Consider the following 17,674-nt stretch of genomic DNA (forward strand, 5'->3'; position numbering starts at 1 on the left):
TTTACTTGAGTGCCAGCACGTTCAGGGAGGTACTGGCGTCTCCCTCGGTCATCTTCCGATACCACAGCTTTGAGGCACCCAGTCCGCCCGGCGGAGACAGAGAGAACGGCGCGTCCGACGGGGTCAGGGGGATGAACCGGTCAGCCTTATTTGTCGCCTTGAACGCGACAACTATCGGGGAGTCAAATCCGTAGACGACGACGGTATCCGCGGCGAAGTCCCACGAAACCGTCTGTTCGTCGGTATCGTCAACCGGAACGCCGGGTTCGCTGTAGTACACCGCTTCCGAGTCGCCTGAAACGTTCTGGTCGATGTCGTCGCCCCGCATCTCCATCAGCAGGGCCGCCAGCAGCGCGTTCGTTTCGTCTTCGAAAGCCTCGTACAGCACGTTCCTCGGTGCGCCGGGGAAGTACTGTTCAAGCAGATCGTCTATCGGCGTATCTGTCCCGATGAGTCCGTACCCGCTCATATCGACTGCCCCCGAATCAGTGCCAGCACGGTCGCAGCCTGCACTAGCGAGGTCAACAGCGACGAGAACGGCGCTATCAGGTCGGCTACTACCCGGGCCTTCTCCGCAAGCCCTGCAAGCACGTTCCCGCCGCTGTCACACGGGCAGCCAGTATCGGTACTGCTGCTATCTGGGTCGTCAGTGTCGTGTAGAATCACCATGTGTTGGAACGGTGGCCCGTTAGGCCACCATGGTCTGGGTCACCTTTCGCCGGAGTTCAGCAGCCTCTTCATCCGGTCGAAGAGGCCGCTGATTCACCGGGATACTCACCTCGACGTTCTCCGCGTCGGCTGCCTCGACAGCCGTGGCGAACTCTGTGTCGAAGAACAGCAGGTCCATGTTGAACTTCGGCGGGAGCACACCGCGCATCCCGCTGTTGCGTCCGTCCCATGTGATCTGGCGGTCCGTCTCCGGCGAATCCGGGTTCGAGAACGCCCATGTGATACTGTCTTCGCTCTGAAGTTCCTGCGAGACATTGCCCTTCCCGCTGTTGCGCTTCTGTATCTTCGTCAGCCCGTGGCGCATCACCGCGTAGAAGGCGACTGAGACATCACCGTTCCCAGTCGTCTCTTTCAGCTCTGCCGACGCAACGAAATCGCCGTCAGTCCCGAACGTGCCCGTGTACTGCGTGTCTGTGCTGTCAGTAATGAGCGTATCCGGGTCACCGTCACCGTCGCTGTCGAAGTAGCCGACGAGCGAGGCGTCAGTCGTGTACTCGCCGGCAGTCACGTCGTCCATGTAGTCGACGATCGGGGCCTCGGGAGTGAGGTCGACCGTGGTAGTGTCGCCCCCTGCTGCCGTCGCTGTCTGTTTGCCGACGAGTGCTACCACTAGCGGCATCCCGACTGGAACCTTCCAGACCTGCGTGCTCGGGACCTTCGTCGTCGCGACGATTCCCTCTGAACCGGGCTGGTAGCTCTTGAAATCGAACATCTCGGAACCGAGGTAGACCGTCTTCCCCGGCCGTGCGTTGGCTCCGCTCATGGTCTACCGGTTGTCCACCTGCATGGGGTAGTTGAAGAACAGCGTTGCCGGGTCGACCACGTCGGGGCCGTTCACCAGAAGTGCCAGCTCGTCAGCGTCTTCCAGCGTCAGCCGCCCATTTGGAACTCGGTCACGGAGGAACCGAACCCGGCGGCGCTGTGCGTTCTCGCCGGACTGCTGGTCCTTCAGCGACAGCGTGTTGAATGGAGAGACGGCGAACTCGCTGATGACTGTCCACGAATCCAGCGGGTCGTTTGGTTCCCGATAGCCGAAGCCGATCTTCGTCGAGCGCGAGACGTTGCCGCCGTCCTTGGCTTCAACGTCGAGAATCGCCGGCGATCCCTGTGCGATAGAGATAGCGATTCCCTCCGGCACGTCCCAGGTCGTGATCGGCGTCGGCGTACCCGCGACGTTCTCCGAGACTGTCGCGTACTGGAGTTCCGTGCTGAGTGTTTCGTCGGTCATCAGTTGGCCCTCCGTGCAGCGTCGAAGCTCTGGACACCGAGCATAGCGAAGCCGATTCCGATACCGATAGCGAGCATCCCGAGCGAGCCCCGAAGCGGGCCGACCCATGCTGCCGCGATGAGCCCGAGCCCGATGAGCGAGAAGGCCCCGCCGGTCACCATCGATGCAGAGCCAAGGTCACCCTCAAACACTGCATTCGATACATCCACCAGTCGATCCTCGATGTTGATACCTCCTGCCGACATCAGAACGGGAAGCCCTGCCGCCGCGCTGGCACCGATAGCAGCGTTCCGTTCAGAGACTTGTAGTGCCATGATTCAGATGATGAAGTAGCCCGCGATGATTGCAGCCCCGAACCCGCCCACAGCAGCGATTCCGATGGGCGTTTTCAGGAACTCGACGATACCATTGGACCCGGAGCTACTGGGTGACCCACCCGACTCCGAGTTTCCGCTTGTGCTGGTCGAAACCATGCGACCAGTAGTTGCCGCGAGGGATGATTCAGTATTTGTTTGTTGACAACACCGATAGCGAATGGCCGCGAGAAGTCTGTACGCGCTATTTTACGCTATCGTAAGTGCGCCGGAATCTCAACCGGCCCTCGGATAGTCGATGATGCTCCAGCCACATCTTTGTACGTGAGGAACTGGTACGCGTTCGGGTCCATTTCGGTCACCCGGTGCTTGTCGGGGATACTCACCTTGCTGAACTTGCTGTCTTCGTGGTCTCCGTAGGCGAAAATCAGGTAGTTGTCCGTCTGTGTCCAGATCTGATCGTGGACTTCTTTCGCCTTGTGAGCGGCGAGTACTAATCCACAGTTAGCGTGGGTGACGTGCCACTTCACGAGGTGCTGAAGGACTTCGGGAATATGATGTGCGGACATCCAGTTGTGTGCCTCATCGAGATAGAGGTAACACCGCTTGAGCTGGCCGAACGCTCGAAGGTACTCGTCGAGGACATCTTCGGTGAACGGGTTCTCTCGAATCACCTGCTGAGTGTTGCCGCGCATCCAGTGGTCGAGCACGTCACCGGGATTATCGGGAAACACCGCACCCGGTGGCCCATGCTCGGCGTTCGGATCGATACAGATGTAGCGCTCTGTCTGGGTCAGCAGGTGCTCGAATAGCACTGACTTCCCCGAGTTCTTCTGGCCGAGGATGACCGAGATTTCGCTCAGGTCAATATCCATCGCTTGCTACTGCCCCTCGCTGCCGCTGTACTCGCCGGGTTCCGGTACGTCGACGTCAAGCTCATCGTACAGCCCACGCCGGGTGAGTACGTCGTCAAGCGTAGCGATAGCGTAGGCTGTCGCCTCCGGCCTCGCAAGCGCGTACTGCGAGAAGAGATGGATGAATGTCTCAGGACCAAACTGGTCCTCCGCGCGTTGTGGGTCGAGGCCGAACATCGGAGCGAACCCCTGTAGCTTCGCCTCGATCTGGTCGACTGTTTCCTCATTGTCGACAAGAGCGGACCATCCCAGTCCGCGAAGATCTTCCTCCACCTCGTAGAGTGTCCGGGCTGTTGCACCACTGTCGTCGGCAACTTGTTTGAGTCGCTGCGTTCGTTCTTCGGGCGATTCGTCTGCCTGACTCGCTACTAACGCGAGCTGCTGAATGATTTCCTGCATGATTACCAGGTACTGCTGTCTTCAAAATCGAATTCGCTTTCTGCGCTGTTCTCGCTCTGTTCTGCTCTGTGTTCGGCGCGAGTGTCGCGGCGATCTCGACGGCCGTCCTGACCGCGTACCGCTGTCACGTCGTCGTTGAATTCAGGAGCGTCTTCGCTCTGTTTCCGGTCAGTCTCAACCGGGTCAGTATCTCGATGGCGACGATAGCGCATCGCTCGGCCCCCAGCGGTTCCCAGCATCGATAGAGCGAACATCGCTGTCGGGCCGACATCGACATCGTGCTCGTCGCACATGGCGATGAACAGCTCTGCGTTGGCCGCTTTCTCCTGTTCAGAGAGTTCCCAGCCCTCCCAGTCAGTCATCGTCGCGGTCATCGAGAAGGGCATTCCAATGAGGTGCTTCACGACCGTCTCATCAACTACCATGCCGCTGGCCTGCTGGGTTCCCGCTGGTGAGTGGTCACCGCCGGAGTCGGGCTGTTCCTCGGCACTATCGCCGCTCTCTCCTGACTCTTCCCCGAAGGCATCAGCAAACGTCTCACGGACTTCCTCGCGGCGCTGTCGTTCTCCCTCGCTATCTGCTTCCGCTACGATTTCGTCTGTTGAACGGTCGCTATTGCCGCGTATCCGGTCCAACAAGCCACCGCTATCCTCGCTGTTCTCGCTACTGTCGTTCTGCTCCTGCTGTTCTGGTTTCTCAGCGTGTTCGCTATTCTCGCTCTGGTTCGCTGGTGACGCCGACTCACTCGGTTCGAAGTCGTCTGGTGACAGCCCGTCTAAGTCGACACCGCTGGGTGGTTCTACTGCTGTTCCTTCGTCGTCTGGCGCTCCTTCAGGGGATAGCTTCTCTTTCCCCTCGTGACCGACGGAGATGGCGTCTGTCTGTGTCTCTGTGCTGGCGCTCGTACTCTCTGAGTTTGTCACTGTCTGGGTTCCTCCCTCCGGTTCGCTATCGTTGCCACTGTCGACGTTCTCGCTCTCGCTGAGTGCGAGTGTATCTGTGAGAAAATTCTCTAATTCTGCCTCCTCTACACCGACAATTCGCCCATACCCGTGTTCCCCGGCGAGACGCTGTTTCTCGCTGTACGGTAGCGCCTCTAATTCCGCTACTGTAGAAGGGTCCGCAGGTTGGGAGCTGTCTGTTTCCTCGCTGGCGGCCATGCGGCCGGCGATAGTGGCACTACTACCAAGGGTGCTCGCTTGTTGTCAACAACAGAGAATAGAGAAACGGGTTACTTTGACTGGCGTTCAAGCTGAGACAACTTGTCACGAATCGCATCTCGTATCAAATCAGAGCGGCTGTGGTATCCGGCTGCTACGTAGTTCTCGTCTATGTTTTCGACCATTGACTCGGGCATCGATACACCGGTTGTATTTCGAGTCATAGTCTTTGATGGGGCTATATACAAAATAAAACCTGTTGCTTAGTTAATAATTAACTAAGCAAGACGGATATCACGCATCGGCAGTTTGGTTCTGAGTTCCACCCTTACGTGAGAACGGTCGGACGTGGACAGCGGTGTAGTCGCTTGGTGGTATCCCGTTCTGAAGATGGACATACCCGCGTTTCTCAAGTCGGGCAAGAAGGCGCTGTGCGTCTTGTTGGTCGATACTATCGACAGCCTGAGCAAGTGCACGCTTCGCGCTTTCTCCTCGGACAATGCCGTTATCAGTGCGCTTCTCGCAGAGCGTCCGGTAGGCAATGGCAAGCTCTCGATTGTCCGGGTCAGCATATGGTTCAAGGCCGCCATCAGTCTCCGGCTCCGAAACGCGCTGACGAACGTATTCCTCTAGATCGGCGCTCATGTTGTCGACCTGTTCCTTGTACTGTTCTTTCAGCGTGGTCGACAGACGGAAGGTGATTTTGTCACTCCCATCTTCTTCGTGAAGTTGGCTTCCACCAGTCATGTCTGACTAGCCACCTCCTCGTAAGACGGGGACGAATCCCCATACGGCGCGGTGACGGACGCCGATGTTGGTACGTGTAGGACAGCCCCCCATGGGGTCGCCAGAAGGTCACGCGCTAGGGCGGGCGTGCGCGCCTGTGTCATCGGCGGCCCTCCATCTCGTCACGGGCAGAGCGGAGTAGGTTCCCGATGGTTCCGGGCGAGCGACCGGAGAGTCGGGCGTACTCCCGAACCCCGAGGCTTCCGAGGTCACAGGTCAGGTAAGCGTCGAGTTCGGCAGGAGTGAGTTGGTTGAAAGCGGTCGGTTCGTCGTCGAGGCGGAGCCATGCTGGTGGTGATGGATACTCGCGGCCCGTGTCGAGATGTGCGACAACGATCTGCCCGCGGACCCACTGCCACCACAGCGAAGCGACGTGGGCACACCAGCCGCCGTGGTACTGGTAGCCGGCGCAGTCGCAGTCTGCGACGAGTGTGCGGCCCTGTAGCGCCCACAGCACGCGATGAGTGCTGTCGCCGTCGCTCAGGTAGACCACACGCTCGGCGTCGTTGATGGCCCCACCACGGTCGTTCTCGGACTGTGCGCGCTTCCACGCCGTCGAAAGCGTCCAGTCGTCGGGCATCGACAACGTCGACGGGCCACCAACAGACTGAGGCAGGTCGTCGCTCGCCTGCCAGCTCCGGCTAGCACGGCTCATGGACGACACACCCCCTCGTCTAGCGCCGGACACGGCTGTCGTGGTGATTCGATGTAGCCGCCGCAGTAGTCGCAGATGGACAGCTCGTGAGCCCGCTGAATACTCACAGCGACCACCCCGTAGAGCGGCCGCTAACTGTTAGGAAACCCGGGAAAAAGGGTTTGTATGGTATGGGCCGGCGCGAATTCGAATCGCGGTTACGGCCACCCGAAGGCCGAAGGATACCAGGCTACCCCACCGGCCCGTGCGATAGCAATCGGAAAGAGGACAGGGTCGGTTTTAACGGTTGCGAAACAGCGAGAAGCGTAGCGGTTTCACCGGTAGCCCGCAAGGGCGAAGTATGGACCGGCACGACGAACGCATTCCGACGGAGACGTTCGCCACCTGTCTCGACAACATGCCCCAGCCCTGTGTCGACCTCGTCGTTGAGTACGAGGAGGGTATCTTACTCACACGGCGACAGAACGAACCAGCCAAAGGCGAATGGTTCTGGCCGGGGAGTCGCCTCTACAAAGGAGAGCGACTGGACGACGCGGCGGTGCGCATCGCCGAAGAGGAACTCGGCCTCACATCGGTTGCGACGGAACGGCTCGGCGTCAGCGAACACTTCTGGGACGCGTCGTCCGTCGATGGCGTCGCCTCCCGGCACACGATACCGGTTGTGTATCGAGTCGTACCCGAGGACGGAGCAGAGATAGCACTCGACGACCAGCATGACGCCTATCGCGTCGTCACGGAACCACCGGCGGACGCGAACCAGTACGTCACAGAGTACTTCGAACGGTTCGACGTCGGCCAGTAGAGGAGGAATTGCTGTTTTGAGGACGAATACGTGTCTGATGAGCGGGCAGGCTGTACAAGACTAGCAGGCAACCGAACAGAAGATTGATTACGCGCCGCAGTTACTCACTATCTGAGTAACCATGACCATCCTCATCACTGGCGGCGACGGCTACGTCGGGTGGCCGGCCGCGCTGCGAATCGCAGACCGGACGGACGACAGAGTGCTGCTTGTCGACAACTTCGCCCGAAGAGAGTGGGTCGAAGACGTGGGCGCGACGAGCGCGACACCGGTGGCCAGCATCGATGAGCGCCTCGACGCGGCCCGCGAGGTCCACGGCCTGACGAACCTCTCCTTCGTCGAGGGCGACCTCGCCGAGAAGTCCTTTGTCGACGAACTCTTGGCGGTCCACGAACCCGAGGTCGTCGTCCACACCGCCGCCCAGCCCTCCGCGCCGTACTCCCAGATCAACGGCGAACGGGCGAACTACACCCAGCACAACAACCTTCAGGCGACGCGGAACCTCCTGTGGGGCCTCGACGAGCACGACCTCACGGACACCCACTTCGTCGAGACGACGACGACCGGCGTCTACGGCGCGCCGGAGTTCCCCATCCCCGAGGGCGGCGCGACGATGGAGAACCAGGACGAGCGCGACGACGTGCCCTTCCCCAACATGGGCGGGAGCTGGTACCACGCGACGAAGGGCTTCGACGCACAGAACATGCGGCTTGCCCACACGCAGTTCGATATCCCGATTTCGGACGTTCGCACGGCCATTATCTACGGGACCGAGACCGAGGAGACCCGCGCGGACGACCGGCTCAAGACCCGGTTTGACTTCGACTACTACTTCGGGACGGTCACGCACCGCTTCTGTGCGCAGGCGGTCGCGGGCTACCCGGTCACCGTCTACGGCAAGGGCGAGCAGCGCAAGCCGTTCATCTCGCTGGAGGACGCCGTCGAGGGGCTGGCGGAAGTCGCGCTGGCCGACCCCGACGACCGACCGGACGGGCTGACCGTCTATAATCAGGTCACGCGCGCCATTAGTATCGTCGAAATCGCCGAGACCATCGCGGACGTGGGCAGCGAGTTCGACCTCAACGTCGCCGTCAAGCACTTCGAGAACCCCCGCGACGAGGACGAGACCCACAAGATGGAAATCGAGAACGACCGCTACGCCGACCTCATCGGCGGCCAGTCACAGTCCTTCGAGGACGGCGTCGCCGACATCTTCGAGACGCTGACCCGCTACGCCGACACCATCGAGGCCCACGAGGACCGCTTCCTGCCGGGCGTCCTGAGCGAGGACTGACGATGGACGTGCTGGTCACCGGAGCCTGTGGCTACATCGGTAGCGCGCTGCTCCCGCTGTTGCGCGACGACGACCGTGTCGACAGCGTCGTGGTCTTCGACGACCTTTCCTCAGGGTCGCCGCGCGCGTTGCTGGGGACGCTCGGGGACGGCCTCGAATTTCGGCGGGGCGACGTCCGCGAGTACGGCGACGTGGAGAGCGTCATGCGCGGCGTGGACCGCGTCATCCACCTCGCGGCCATCACCGGCGCGTCAAGCACCCACGAACGCCGTGATGAGACGTTCGCCATCAACTACGACGGCACCGAGAACGTCCTGACCGCGGCGGGCAAGCTCGGTGTTGATCACGTCGTCTTCGCCTCCTCGTGTAACGTCTACGGCCGCGCGACCAGCACCGACATCGACGAGACGGTTGACCCTGACCCCATCAACCCATACGCGGAGACGAAACTGGAGTCCGAGACGCTGCTCCGGGAGTACTGCGAGGAGTTCGACATGACCGGCACCGCCCTGCGGATGGCCACGAACTTCGGCCACTCGCCGGGCATCCGGTTCAACCTCGTCGTGAACTACTTCGTGTTCCGCGCGCTCACCGGCCGCCCGCTCACCGTCTACGGCGACGGCTCGAACTGGCGGCCGTTCATCCACGTCCGGGACGCCGCCCGCGCCTACGCGGCGGCCGCATGCGAGCCCGAGTCCTGGAATAAACCCGTCTACAACGTTGGCTCGGCGGCCGGGAACTACCGGATAGCCGAAATCGCCGATATCGTCGCCGACGAGGTCGCGCCGGTCGACGTCACATATCTCGAAGACGAGCACCCCGGGCCGTCCTATCACGTCAACTTCGACCGACTGGGTCGGACGGGCTTCGAACCATCGTGGACGCTCCGCGAGGGCGTCCGCGACCTCGCGGAGAAATTCACCACCAATGTCTGAAACAGAACCTACCAGCGAGACGCCCAACATCGCCGTCACCGGCGGAGCGGGCTACATCGGCAGCCGCGTCATCCACGAACTACAGCAGGCCCACCCCGACTGGAAAATCACCGCTATCGACAACTTCTATCTCGGGACCGTGCAAACCATCGGCGGTGTCGATATCGAACACGTCGACATCCGGAACCGGGACCGTCTGGAGGCGGCGCTAGACGGGGCCGACGTCGTGATGCACCTCGCCGCGATTTCCGGCGTCGACGACTGCGAAGCAAAGCAGGATCTGGCCTACGAGGTCAACGTTCAGGGAACCGACAACGTTGCTTGGTTCTGTCGCAAGACAGGCGCAGCGCTAATTTTCCCGTTCTCGATGGCGGTCATCGGCGACCCACAGGAGTTCCCTATTACGGTCGATCACCCACGGGACCCGCTGAACTGGTACGGCCAGACGAAACTGCTCAACGAGCGTGCCATCGAGACGTACGCCGCCGGCGCGTTCCCGGCCCACCAGTTCATGATATCGAACCTATACGGGAGCCACGAGATAGACGGCCAGACTGTCTCGAAGGGGACCGTCATCAACTTCTTCGTGAACCGCGCGCTCGCCGGCGAGACGCTGACGGTCTACGAACCGGGCACACAGTCCCGGAACTTCGTCCACGTCAAGGACGTGGCCCGCGCCTACGTCGACAGCTGCGAACGACTGCTAGAGCAACTGGACCGCGATGAGACCGGCGTCGAGAAATATGAGATCGCGAGTGACGAGGACCCGGGCGTCCGTGCCGTCGCCGAACTCGTCAGCGACATCGCCGCCTCAGTCGCTGACATCGATACCGACGTGGAACTGGTCGAGAACCCGCGGGGCGACGACGAGACGCTCGTCGATTCGTTCCCGGTCGACACTGACCGTACGGCTGACGTGCTGGGCTGGACCCCGGAACACGACGTAGAGTCAGCGATTCGGGCGGCACTGGAATCGGCGACCACGTAGACATCGAGTCCCGATGGATTTATTCGCCAGACCGGAAAGAGAAGAGACATGAGCGACACGCCCGGGGCGGGAGCGGTACTCGATGACCGGCCCGAGCTACGAGATGCGACAGAAGCGGTTCTGGCCGTCGACGACGAACAGGACGGCTGGACGTTCGATGACATCCCTATCGATTCGGGGCAGTTCGGCGAACTCGTCTCCGCGGGCATCGTCGAGAAAGACGGTGAGCAGTATCGAGTCGCCGATCCAGACGCTGTACGGGCCGCGCTCAACGGCGACGCCGCCGTCGCCACCGATAGCGGACGCGACGTGTCCGTCGGGGACGCCCTAGACCTCGACCTGAACGTCGACTTCAACGCGCGGGCGATCGGCCTGCTCGCCGCCGCGCTGGCCGTCGTGTTCGTCGCCCGAACGTACGCCGTCGGGTCGATATACCGCGGCGGCGACATCGTCCTGTCGAGCAACGACCCCTACTACTACAGGTATTACGTCGAGCAAGTCGCGGCGAACGCCGGGGGCGCGGCCGACGTCGGGGCGCTCTCTGTACTCCCAAACGCGGTTACCAAGGGAGAGCCACTGATGATCGCGACGCTCTGGTGGGTGGCCAGCCTCTTCGGCGGGAGCAAAGAAGTCATCGGCCACGTCCTCGCGTGGTATCCCGTCGTGTCGGCGCTCGTCACGGCCGTCTTGCTCTATCTGCTCGCGGTCCAAGTCACCAGCGACCGGCGCGTCGGGCTCACCTCGGTCCTCTTTCTGGCGTTCGTTCCGGGCCATGCCTTCCGGACGAGCCTCGGGTTCGCGGACCACCACGCTTTCGACTACCCCTGGCTCGTGCTGACCGCGCTGGCGCTCGTGGTCGCGCTGACAGCGATCACGGATCGGGCGTCGCTTCGCCGACCACAGCCGTGGTTTGCCGCGGTCGGCATCGGTGTCGGGACTGCCGGCCAGGTGCTCGCGTGGGAGGCGGGGCCGTTACTCGTCCTGCCGGTCGGGCTGGTCGTACTGGGACAGACGCTCTTGGACGTGGCAAACGACCGGTCGTCGCTGGTCAGGACGGCACCGGTCCTCGCCGGGGTCGGACTCGGTGCTGTGCTCGCCGGCGCTGTCCACACAGTCGTTGGCTGGCATACTGCGCTCGTGGCTAGCGCGCCAGGGCTGCTGGCTGTTGGCGCCGTCGTCGTCATCGCGACGGCGGAGGCGGCCAGGCACGTCGGTGGCACCGCCAGGCAACTGGCAGCGGTCGATGGCGTTCTGGGACTCGTCGCTCTCGTGGTCTTCCGCTTTGGCTTCACGGAACAGTGGGCAACGTTCAGCGACCGGCTCGATACGCTGTTTCGGTCCGATGCGATTGCCGAGACGTACGGGCTGTTCAACACCGACGCCTTCGGATTCCTGCTTTTGCTCGGTCTGACCCTGTTCGTAGCGCTTCCGGCGATGGCGTGGGGTGTCGACCTCGCTCGCAGGGACCGGAGCGGCTGGCTCGTCGCCGGTAGCTACGTCTGGGTGCTGCTGGGACTGGCCGTGATTCAGGTCCGGTTCGTCGGCGAACTGGCCCCGTTTCTCGCGCTGTTTGCCGGTCTCGCGTTCGTCTGGGTCGCCTCGTGGGTCGACATCGCTCGGCCGGTACTGGCAGACGAAGGCGAGGGGCTACGGGACGTACTTGTTCCGGACACCCGCGCGGTTGCGTCGCTGTTCGTGCTGTTCCTGTTGTTCGGGTCCCTCGGGATCGTGCAGGTCCCTGTGAAGACGAGCCAGGTACTCGTCGAGGACGAGACGTACGACGCGGCGACTGCAATCGAAGCCGACGCCGCCGAGCGGGGACTCGAATACCCCGAAAACTACGTCCTCAGCCGCTGGGGACAGAACCGCGTGTACAACTACTTCGTCAACGGCGAGTCACGGAGCTACGGCTACGCCCGCAAAAAGTACGGGCCGTTGGTCGCAGAAACGGACCCTGATGCGGCCCACAGTCGGATCTCCAACCGAGTCGGGTATATCGTAACGACGGCGACCGACATCGAGGAACCGACCACGATGTACGCTCGGCTACACCAGCACTTCGGAAGCCGTAACGGAAATGTGGACGGACTGGCCCGTTACCGGCCGCTCTTCGCGAGCGAAGACGGGAGCCACAAGGCGTTCGCGGTTGTTCCGGGTGGAGAGATACGGGGGACTGCGGCCCCGAATTCGACCGTCTCGGTCGTAACGATCATCACTGTTTCGGACAGGGAAGTCGACTACGAGCGCCAGACGACGGCCAACCGGAATGGTGACTTCACTGTTACCGTCGCAAACCCCGGGACGTACGCCGTGACTACCGATAGCGGGAATAAAACGTCCGTCGAAGTCACCGAAGAAATGGTGTACAGCGGCGGCAATGTCACTGTCGAGTGATCTTGGAGACAGGCACGCTGTGGGTCTGGAGCGAAACGACCATTGTCCCCACCGAAAGAACAGATGGTGTGCGCGTCTGGGTTCGTGTCGGGATCGTGCTTGTGCTGTGTGTGACACTCGGAGGACTGTTCGTCCACGCGGAGATAACAGAAGACGAATGGTCACCGTATCCAGATGCTGCGGACCTTTCGACCGGGTACGAGTCGTACGTCGGACAGCAACTCATGGTGTTTGGAACAGTGACAGAGACCGGCGACGGCGAGCTGTATATAAAAGTCGAGGGCGACGGGACGGCAATCACACTCAGAGTCACTGAGACGAACACAGCCGTCGAATCAGGCGGCGTCGTCCAAGTGTACGGGACGCTCGGACCAGAGCAAACGATAGCGGCCGAGCGCGTCGAAGTCGTCAACAGCAGCCGGTGGGCCGAACTCTACAAGTACGGCGCCTCGGCTATCGGCGCGCTCGGATTCCTGCTGCTGTTCTTCCGGTACTGGCGCATCAATCGAGACACGTGGACGCTGGAGGCCCGCAATGGCTGATCTGCTGACACACCTGCTCGCTCTGTACATCCTTCTCACGGTCATGAGTTGGCGCGTTGACTGGCTCGACCGGCGCTGGGTCGTGGTTGGGATGGGTGGTGCGGCGATTCCGGATGTAGTGAAAGTCAGAATCGTGGTGAACGAAGAGACAGTCGGAGCACTTCTCGGCGTGCCGTTCACCTACATGCCCCTCTCGACACTCGGCGGAGTTCTGCTACTGGCCGGTCTTATCACTGTCGCGTTCGAGCGACGGTACTGGGGACGGGTGTTCGGCCTCATGACGTTCGGCGGTCTCACCTCGCTCCTGCTCGATGGGCTGCGGGTGTACGCCGACGGTCGGGCCAGCGCCTGGCTGTATCCGTTCACGAACTGGCGGCCGCCGACACCGAGCCTGTACGTGTCTTCGGATCCGACCGTACTCGTCGTAGCGCTTCTCGCGGCCGGTGCGGTCGCCGTCCTCGACAGGCGAGTACGACGTGACTGAGTTGGCTACCAGGTCAACCCTTCGTAGGTGATGCCGTCCCGGCGCTTGATGGTGCGGCGGCCGTCGACGACGACTGGGTCGGCCATCTCGTCGAACTCGGCGTCGAGCGCCGCGAACTCGTCCCAGTCGGTGACGACGACAGCGCCGGACGCACCGTCGAGGGCGGCCGCCGGGGAGTCGGCGTACTCGATGTCGGGATAGCGCTCGCGCATGTTTTCGGTCGCCACGGGGTCGTAGGCGACGACATCGGCACCCCGCGTTTTCAGTCCCTCGATGACCGGTGCCGCCCGCGTGTTCCGGATATCGTCCGTCCCGGGCTTGAACGCCAGTCCGAGCACGGCGGCGCGTTTCCCAGACACGTCGACATGGTCATCGAGGAGGGAAAGGAGGCGCTCTGGCTGAGCGTCGTTCAGCTCAACGGCCGCAGAGAGGACTGTGGGGTCGTAGCCCCGCTCCCGCGCCGCGGCGATGATAGCGTCCGTGTCCTTCGGGAAGCAACTGCCGCCCCAGCCGACGCCGCTCCGGAGAAATCGCTGGCCGATTCGATCGTCGAGTCCGATAGCGTCGGCTACCTCGTAGGCGTCGACACCGAACTCCTTGCAGATGTTTCCGATATCATTGATGAGGCTGACTTTCGTCGCCAAAAACGTGTTGTTGGCGTACTTTATCATCTCAGCCTCGGCAATACCGGTTTCGACGACCGGGACGTCGTCATCAGCGGCCTCACGTAGCGGTGCATAGAGGTCATGGAGGAGGTCGGTCGCGCGGTCGTCGTCCGTCCCAAAGACGAGTTTGTCGGGGTTCAGGAAGTCCGCGACAGCGGTCCCCTCACGCTGGAACTCGGGATTGGAGGCGACGAGGAAGTCCGTGCCGCGTTCGAGACCGGCGTCGGCGATACGGAGAGCGAGGCGGTCTTCGGTCGTGTTCGGAACGACAGTCGACTTCGTGACGACAAGGTGTGGGTCCGCTGCCGCGTTCTCAGCGCCAGCCAGCGCCTCGCCGATGGATGCCGCACCGGCTTCCATGAACTGGAGGTCGATACTCCCGTCGTCGTTCGAGGGCGTCGGGAGCGCTAGCATCGTCAGCTCAGTATCGAGAATCTCGGCGTAGTCGGTACTTGCCCGAAGGCGACCGCCGCCATGTTCAGCGACGAGTTCGTCGAGTCCGGGTTCGTGTATCGGCGACTCGCCGTCGTTTACCGCGTCGACGATATCCTCGTCTATGTCTATCGTTACGACTTCGTGTCCAAGGTCCGCAATACACGCCGCGACCGTCGTCCCAACGTATCCGCTTCCGACAATACTGACGTTCATCAGGAGACGATAGTGGAGAAGCGGATATTATAATTCGGGTCTTATAATTCGACAAGAGTTTTATCGGACGGCCAACGAATTGAGATATATGAAAGCTGTCGTACTCGCCGCTGGCGAGGGGACCCGTCTCCGCCCGCTGACCGAAGACAAGCCAAAGGGAATGGTAGAGGTCGCGGGGAAACCGATCCTGACCCACTGCTTCGAGCAGTTGATCGAACTGGGTGCCGACGAACTTCTGGTAGTTGTCGGCTACAAGAAGCAGGCCATCATTAATCACTACGAAGACGAGTTCGATGGCATCCCGATCACCTACACCCACCAGCGCGAGCAGAACGGCCTCGCCCACGCGCTCCTGACCGTTGAAGAGCACGTCGACGACGACTTCATGTTGATGCTCGGCGACAACATCTTTGAGGCGAACCTCCAAGACGTCGTCAACCGACAGGCGGAGGAGCGTGCCGACGCCGCCTTCCTCGTTGAGGAAGTTCCCTGGGAGGAGGCCGGGCGCTACGGCGTCTGTGACACCAACAAGTACGGCGAGATCACCGAAGTCGTAGAGAAACCGGAAGAGCCGCCATCGAATCTGGTGATGACCGGGTTCTACACCTTCACGCCGGCCATCTTCCACGCCTGTCATCTGGTGCAACCGTCTAATCGCGGCGAGTACGAGATCAGTGACGCGATTGACCTCCTGTTGCACTCCGGGCGAACGATCGATGCGATCCGCATGGACGGCTGGCGAAACGATATCGGATATCCTGAGGACCGCGACGAGGCCGAAAAGCGGCTACAGGGCGAGATTAACCCAGAGATGGCCGCCGAAAACATCGCCGCAAGCGAGTGAGCGACGAAACCGTATCATCCCGCCAGTTACCAGTGTGACAGCACGGGCAGGTATGTTTCACAGTCGGATAGGATTTCAATCGAAAGGCTGGACCACCACCGTGATCCCATCTCCATCGGACACCGTTAAACAGGGCAGGTATGACGAACGCTGGCTCGGCGTTTCGAGAGTCGACACGACTGGGGTGAGACGGTCATTGTGGGTACGTCGCCTCGCGAACGCGGTTCGTGTAGCACTCGCTCTCAGTAACACGACGGCCGTACAGGGTCGTCGGGCTGCGTGTCCACACACGGTCGCTTCAGTATTTGAGTCCCGGGACGCAGGACTTATCCCGGAACTCGGCAATCACAGTGATAATGGATAGTGGCTGGCAGTACCGGGTCGCAAGTGTAGCCGGCGTTGTCGTGCTGACAGCGGTCGCCGTCGCACTTGTTAACAACGCTAGCATCCAGTCAATAGCGATAACTCTCCCGATACTCAGTCGGCTGCCGACCGACCCCCCAGCGGGGCCAGAGTTCACGATTGAGCTCTTGGTCACAATCGCAGTCGTCGTCAGCGTGTTCCTCCCGCTGTACAAGCCCCGCCCGCGAAGAATTCTCGACGCGATAGCACTGGCCCAGAAGCGGGTGCTCGTGGCGGCTCTCGTTCTGGCGACAATCGGCTACTTCGACTATTCGTACAAGCTGCCGCGTTTGACTGTCGTGTTAGTGACTCCTTTGTTACTGGTCGCACTGCCGGCGTGGTTTGTGTGGATTCGGAAGCGGCCGTCGTCAAACGGCGAGCGGACCATCGTCGTCGGCGATGATCTCCGTGTGATAGAAGAAGTGGCAAGCGAGGTCGACGGCACGCTCCTGGGCTATCTCTGTCCGACGAGTGTAATGACGACAATCGAACGGACCGAAGCCATCGCTGACGGCGGCACTAACCCGAGTGGGTTGGAACGGTTAGGTGGCCTCTCGCGAATCGAGGACGTGCTCGTCGAGTATGATATCGATACGGTCGTGCTGGCGTTTGAACACGCCGACCGGGCGGAATTCTTCGGCGCCCTCGACGCCTGTTACGAGTACGGTCTCGACGCGAAAGTCCACCGCGACCATGCAGACTCTGTGTTGACCGCCAGCGGTGGAGTCGGAACCCTGGTCGACGTAGAGATCGAACCCTGGGACATACAGGACTACATTCTCAAGCGCGCATTCGATGTCACGTTTGCATCGGCCGGGCTGATCGCGCTATCGCCGGTGATTCTCGGGATTGTAGTCGGAATAAAGCTAGAAGACGGCGGCTCGATACTGTACCGGCAGGACCGGACAGCGGTGTTCGGCGAAACCTTCTCCATCTACAAGTTCCGATCAATGATCGAGAACGCGGAGGACGAGACCGGTGCGAAGATCAGTGACGAGGATGCGGGTGGAGTCGACCCACGCGTAACATCAGTCGGGCGAGTCCTTCGGCAGACGCACCTCGATGAGATTCCACAGCTCTGGTCGATACTGCGGGGTGATATGAGCGTTGTCGGGCCACGGCCAGAACGACCGGAGCTTGACTCGGATATCCAGACCGGTGTCGTTAACTGGCAGAAGCGATGGTTCGTCAAGCCGGGACTGACCGGGCCCGCCCAGGTCAATCACGTAACTGGGAAAGAGCCGGGCGAAAAGCTGCGGTACGACCTGGAGTACGTGCGCGACCAGTCGTTTAGCTACGATATGAAGCTCGTTTCGAGGCAGATCTGGGGCGTTCTTATTGATATTGTAATGGCACACAGGAAGTCCTAAGAGCTGTTATTATTTCCCAAGCCACTCATACCGGTGTTCGATCACAAGATACCGTCTGTAGTGACCCCGCCTCTCTCAGGCAAACGATCCAACAGAAGCGTTTCGTGGCACAAAACCTGAA

General features: G+C 61.2%; 22 protein-coding genes and 1 tRNA gene. 9 read left to right on the forward strand and 14 right to left on the reverse strand.

From position 1 onward, the window contains the following. Position 1: 1 nt before the first annotated feature. The 13 genes from D3D01_RS03445 to D3D01_RS03495 all read right to left on the reverse strand — a co-directional run bounded on the left by D3D01_RS03445 (position 2) and on the right by D3D01_RS03495 (position 6,429). Complete coding sequence (locus D3D01_RS03445) at positions 2-469, reverse strand: hypothetical protein (RefSeq protein ID WP_121511241.1); 468 nt, start codon at positions 467-469, stop codon at positions 2-4. Further along, the gene (locus tag D3D01_RS23390; protein WP_129756001.1) at positions 466-669 is read right to left on the reverse strand and encodes a hypothetical protein; all 204 of its coding nucleotides are present in this window, start codon (positions 667-669) and stop codon (positions 466-468) included. The genes D3D01_RS03445 and D3D01_RS23390 overlap by 4 nt, the downstream gene beginning before the upstream one ends. 19 nt (positions 670-688) lie before the next feature. Next, entirely contained in the window at positions 689-1,492 is an 804-nt protein-coding gene (locus tag D3D01_RS03450) for a hypothetical protein (protein WP_058992721.1), read from the reverse strand. A 3-nt stretch (positions 1,493-1,495) separates the two neighbouring features. Beyond that, positions 1,496-1,957, reverse strand: coding sequence for a hypothetical protein (locus tag D3D01_RS03455; protein WP_058992723.1), 462 nt, complete (start codon positions 1,955-1,957; stop codon positions 1,496-1,498). Then, on the reverse strand, positions 1,957-2,271 hold the full coding sequence (locus D3D01_RS03460) for a hypothetical protein (protein ID WP_058992725.1): 315 nt from the start codon (positions 2,269-2,271) through the stop codon (positions 1,957-1,959). Before D3D01_RS03460 ends, D3D01_RS03455 begins: the two co-directional genes overlap by 1 nt. 3 nt (positions 2,272-2,274) lie before the next feature. Beyond that, the gene (locus tag D3D01_RS23630; RefSeq protein WP_155120719.1) at positions 2,275-2,430 is read right to left on the reverse strand and encodes a hypothetical protein; all 156 of its coding nucleotides are present in this window, start codon (positions 2,428-2,430) and stop codon (positions 2,275-2,277) included. 95 nt (positions 2,431-2,525) lie between these two features. Then, complete coding sequence (locus D3D01_RS03465) at positions 2,526-3,146, reverse strand: hypothetical protein (RefSeq protein ID WP_058992728.1); 621 nt, start codon at positions 3,144-3,146, stop codon at positions 2,526-2,528. A 6-nt stretch (positions 3,147-3,152) separates the two neighbouring features. Beyond that, positions 3,153-3,584, reverse strand: coding sequence for a hypothetical protein (locus D3D01_RS03470; RefSeq protein WP_058992730.1), 432 nt, complete (start codon positions 3,582-3,584; stop codon positions 3,153-3,155). 2 nt (positions 3,585-3,586) lie between these two features. Beyond that, a complete protein-coding gene (locus D3D01_RS03475) occupies positions 3,587-4,744 on the reverse strand; it encodes a hypothetical protein (RefSeq protein ID WP_121511242.1) in 1,158 nt (385 codons plus the stop codon). Positions 4,745-4,815: 71 nt separating this feature from the next. After that, on the reverse strand, positions 4,816-4,968 hold the full coding sequence (locus tag D3D01_RS24990) for a ribbon-helix-helix domain-containing protein (RefSeq protein WP_121511243.1): 153 nt from the start codon (positions 4,966-4,968) through the stop codon (positions 4,816-4,818). A 70-nt stretch (positions 4,969-5,038) separates the two neighbouring features. Then, positions 5,039-5,491, reverse strand: coding sequence for a hypothetical protein (locus D3D01_RS03485; protein WP_058992735.1), 453 nt, complete (start codon positions 5,489-5,491; stop codon positions 5,039-5,041). A gap of 139 nt (positions 5,492-5,630) precedes the next feature. Further along, a complete protein-coding gene (locus D3D01_RS03490) occupies positions 5,631-6,185 on the reverse strand; it encodes an SWIM zinc finger family protein (RefSeq protein ID WP_004964360.1) in 555 nt (184 codons plus the stop codon). Positions 6,186-6,356: 171 nt separating this feature from the next. After that, positions 6,357-6,429 (reverse strand) — tRNA-Pro (locus tag D3D01_RS03495). Positions 6,430-6,525: 96 nt separating this feature from the next. Between D3D01_RS03495 and D3D01_RS03500 the strand changes: the two genes are divergently transcribed. The 7 genes from D3D01_RS03500 to D3D01_RS03530 all read left to right on the forward strand — a co-directional run bounded on the left by D3D01_RS03500 (position 6,526) and on the right by D3D01_RS03530 (position 13,624). Next, positions 6,526-6,987 carry a GDP-mannose mannosyl hydrolase gene (locus D3D01_RS03500; RefSeq protein WP_101349214.1) on the forward strand — a complete coding sequence of 154 codons (462 nt, stop codon included), beginning with the start codon at positions 6,526-6,528 and terminating at the stop codon, positions 6,985-6,987. A 121-nt stretch (positions 6,988-7,108) separates the two neighbouring features. Then, positions 7,109-8,281 carry an NAD-dependent epimerase/dehydratase family protein gene (locus D3D01_RS03505; RefSeq protein ID WP_121511244.1) on the forward strand — a complete coding sequence of 391 codons (1,173 nt, stop codon included), beginning with the start codon at positions 7,109-7,111 and terminating at the stop codon, positions 8,279-8,281. A 2-nt stretch (positions 8,282-8,283) separates the two neighbouring features. Then, positions 8,284-9,216 carry an NAD(P)-dependent oxidoreductase gene (locus D3D01_RS03510; RefSeq protein ID WP_121511245.1) on the forward strand — a complete coding sequence of 311 codons (933 nt, stop codon included), beginning with the start codon at positions 8,284-8,286 and terminating at the stop codon, positions 9,214-9,216. Then, positions 9,209-10,204 (forward strand): NAD(P)-dependent oxidoreductase, encoded by a 996-nt coding sequence (locus tag D3D01_RS03515; protein WP_121511246.1) that lies wholly within the window; start codon positions 9,209-9,211, stop codon positions 10,202-10,204. The genes D3D01_RS03510 and D3D01_RS03515 overlap by 8 nt, the downstream gene beginning before the upstream one ends. Positions 10,205-10,252: 48 nt before the next feature. Continuing rightward, on the forward strand, positions 10,253-12,598 hold the full coding sequence (locus D3D01_RS03520) for an STT3 domain-containing protein (RefSeq protein WP_121511247.1): 2,346 nt from the start codon (positions 10,253-10,255) through the stop codon (positions 12,596-12,598). Positions 12,599-12,666: 68 nt separating this feature from the next. Further along, positions 12,667-13,140, forward strand: coding sequence for a hypothetical protein (locus D3D01_RS03525; protein ID WP_121511319.1), 474 nt, complete (start codon positions 12,667-12,669; stop codon positions 13,138-13,140). Further along, complete coding sequence (locus D3D01_RS03530; RefSeq protein WP_121511248.1) at positions 13,133-13,624, forward strand: hypothetical protein; 492 nt, start codon at positions 13,133-13,135, stop codon at positions 13,622-13,624. Before D3D01_RS03525 ends, D3D01_RS03530 begins: the two co-directional genes overlap by 8 nt. Positions 13,625-13,629: 5 nt before the next feature. Here D3D01_RS03530 and aglM read toward each other — a convergent pair whose 3' ends face one another. After that, positions 13,630-14,937 carry a UDP-glucose 6-dehydrogenase AglM gene (aglM, locus tag D3D01_RS03535; protein ID WP_121511249.1) on the reverse strand — a complete coding sequence of 436 codons (1,308 nt, stop codon included), beginning with the start codon at positions 14,935-14,937 and terminating at the stop codon, positions 13,630-13,632. Positions 14,938-15,025: 88 nt separating this feature from the next. Here aglM and aglF point away from each other — a divergent pair, with 88 nt between their 5' ends. Continuing rightward, positions 15,026-15,781: a UTP--glucose-1-phosphate uridylyltransferase AglF gene (aglF, locus tag D3D01_RS03540; RefSeq protein ID WP_121511250.1), complete on the forward strand. Its 756-nt coding sequence runs from the start codon at positions 15,026-15,028 to the stop codon at positions 15,779-15,781. A gap of 356 nt (positions 15,782-16,137) precedes the next feature. Beyond that, a complete protein-coding gene (locus D3D01_RS03545; RefSeq protein ID WP_121511251.1) occupies positions 16,138-17,553 on the forward strand; it encodes a sugar transferase in 1,416 nt (471 codons plus the stop codon). Positions 17,554-17,674 lie beyond the last annotated feature (121 nt).

Origin of the sequence: Haloarcula sp. Atlit-7R (assembly GCF_003666065.1) — an archaeon.
GTDB lineage: Archaea > Halobacteriota > Halobacteria > Halobacteriales > Haloarculaceae > Haloarcula > Haloarcula taiwanensis.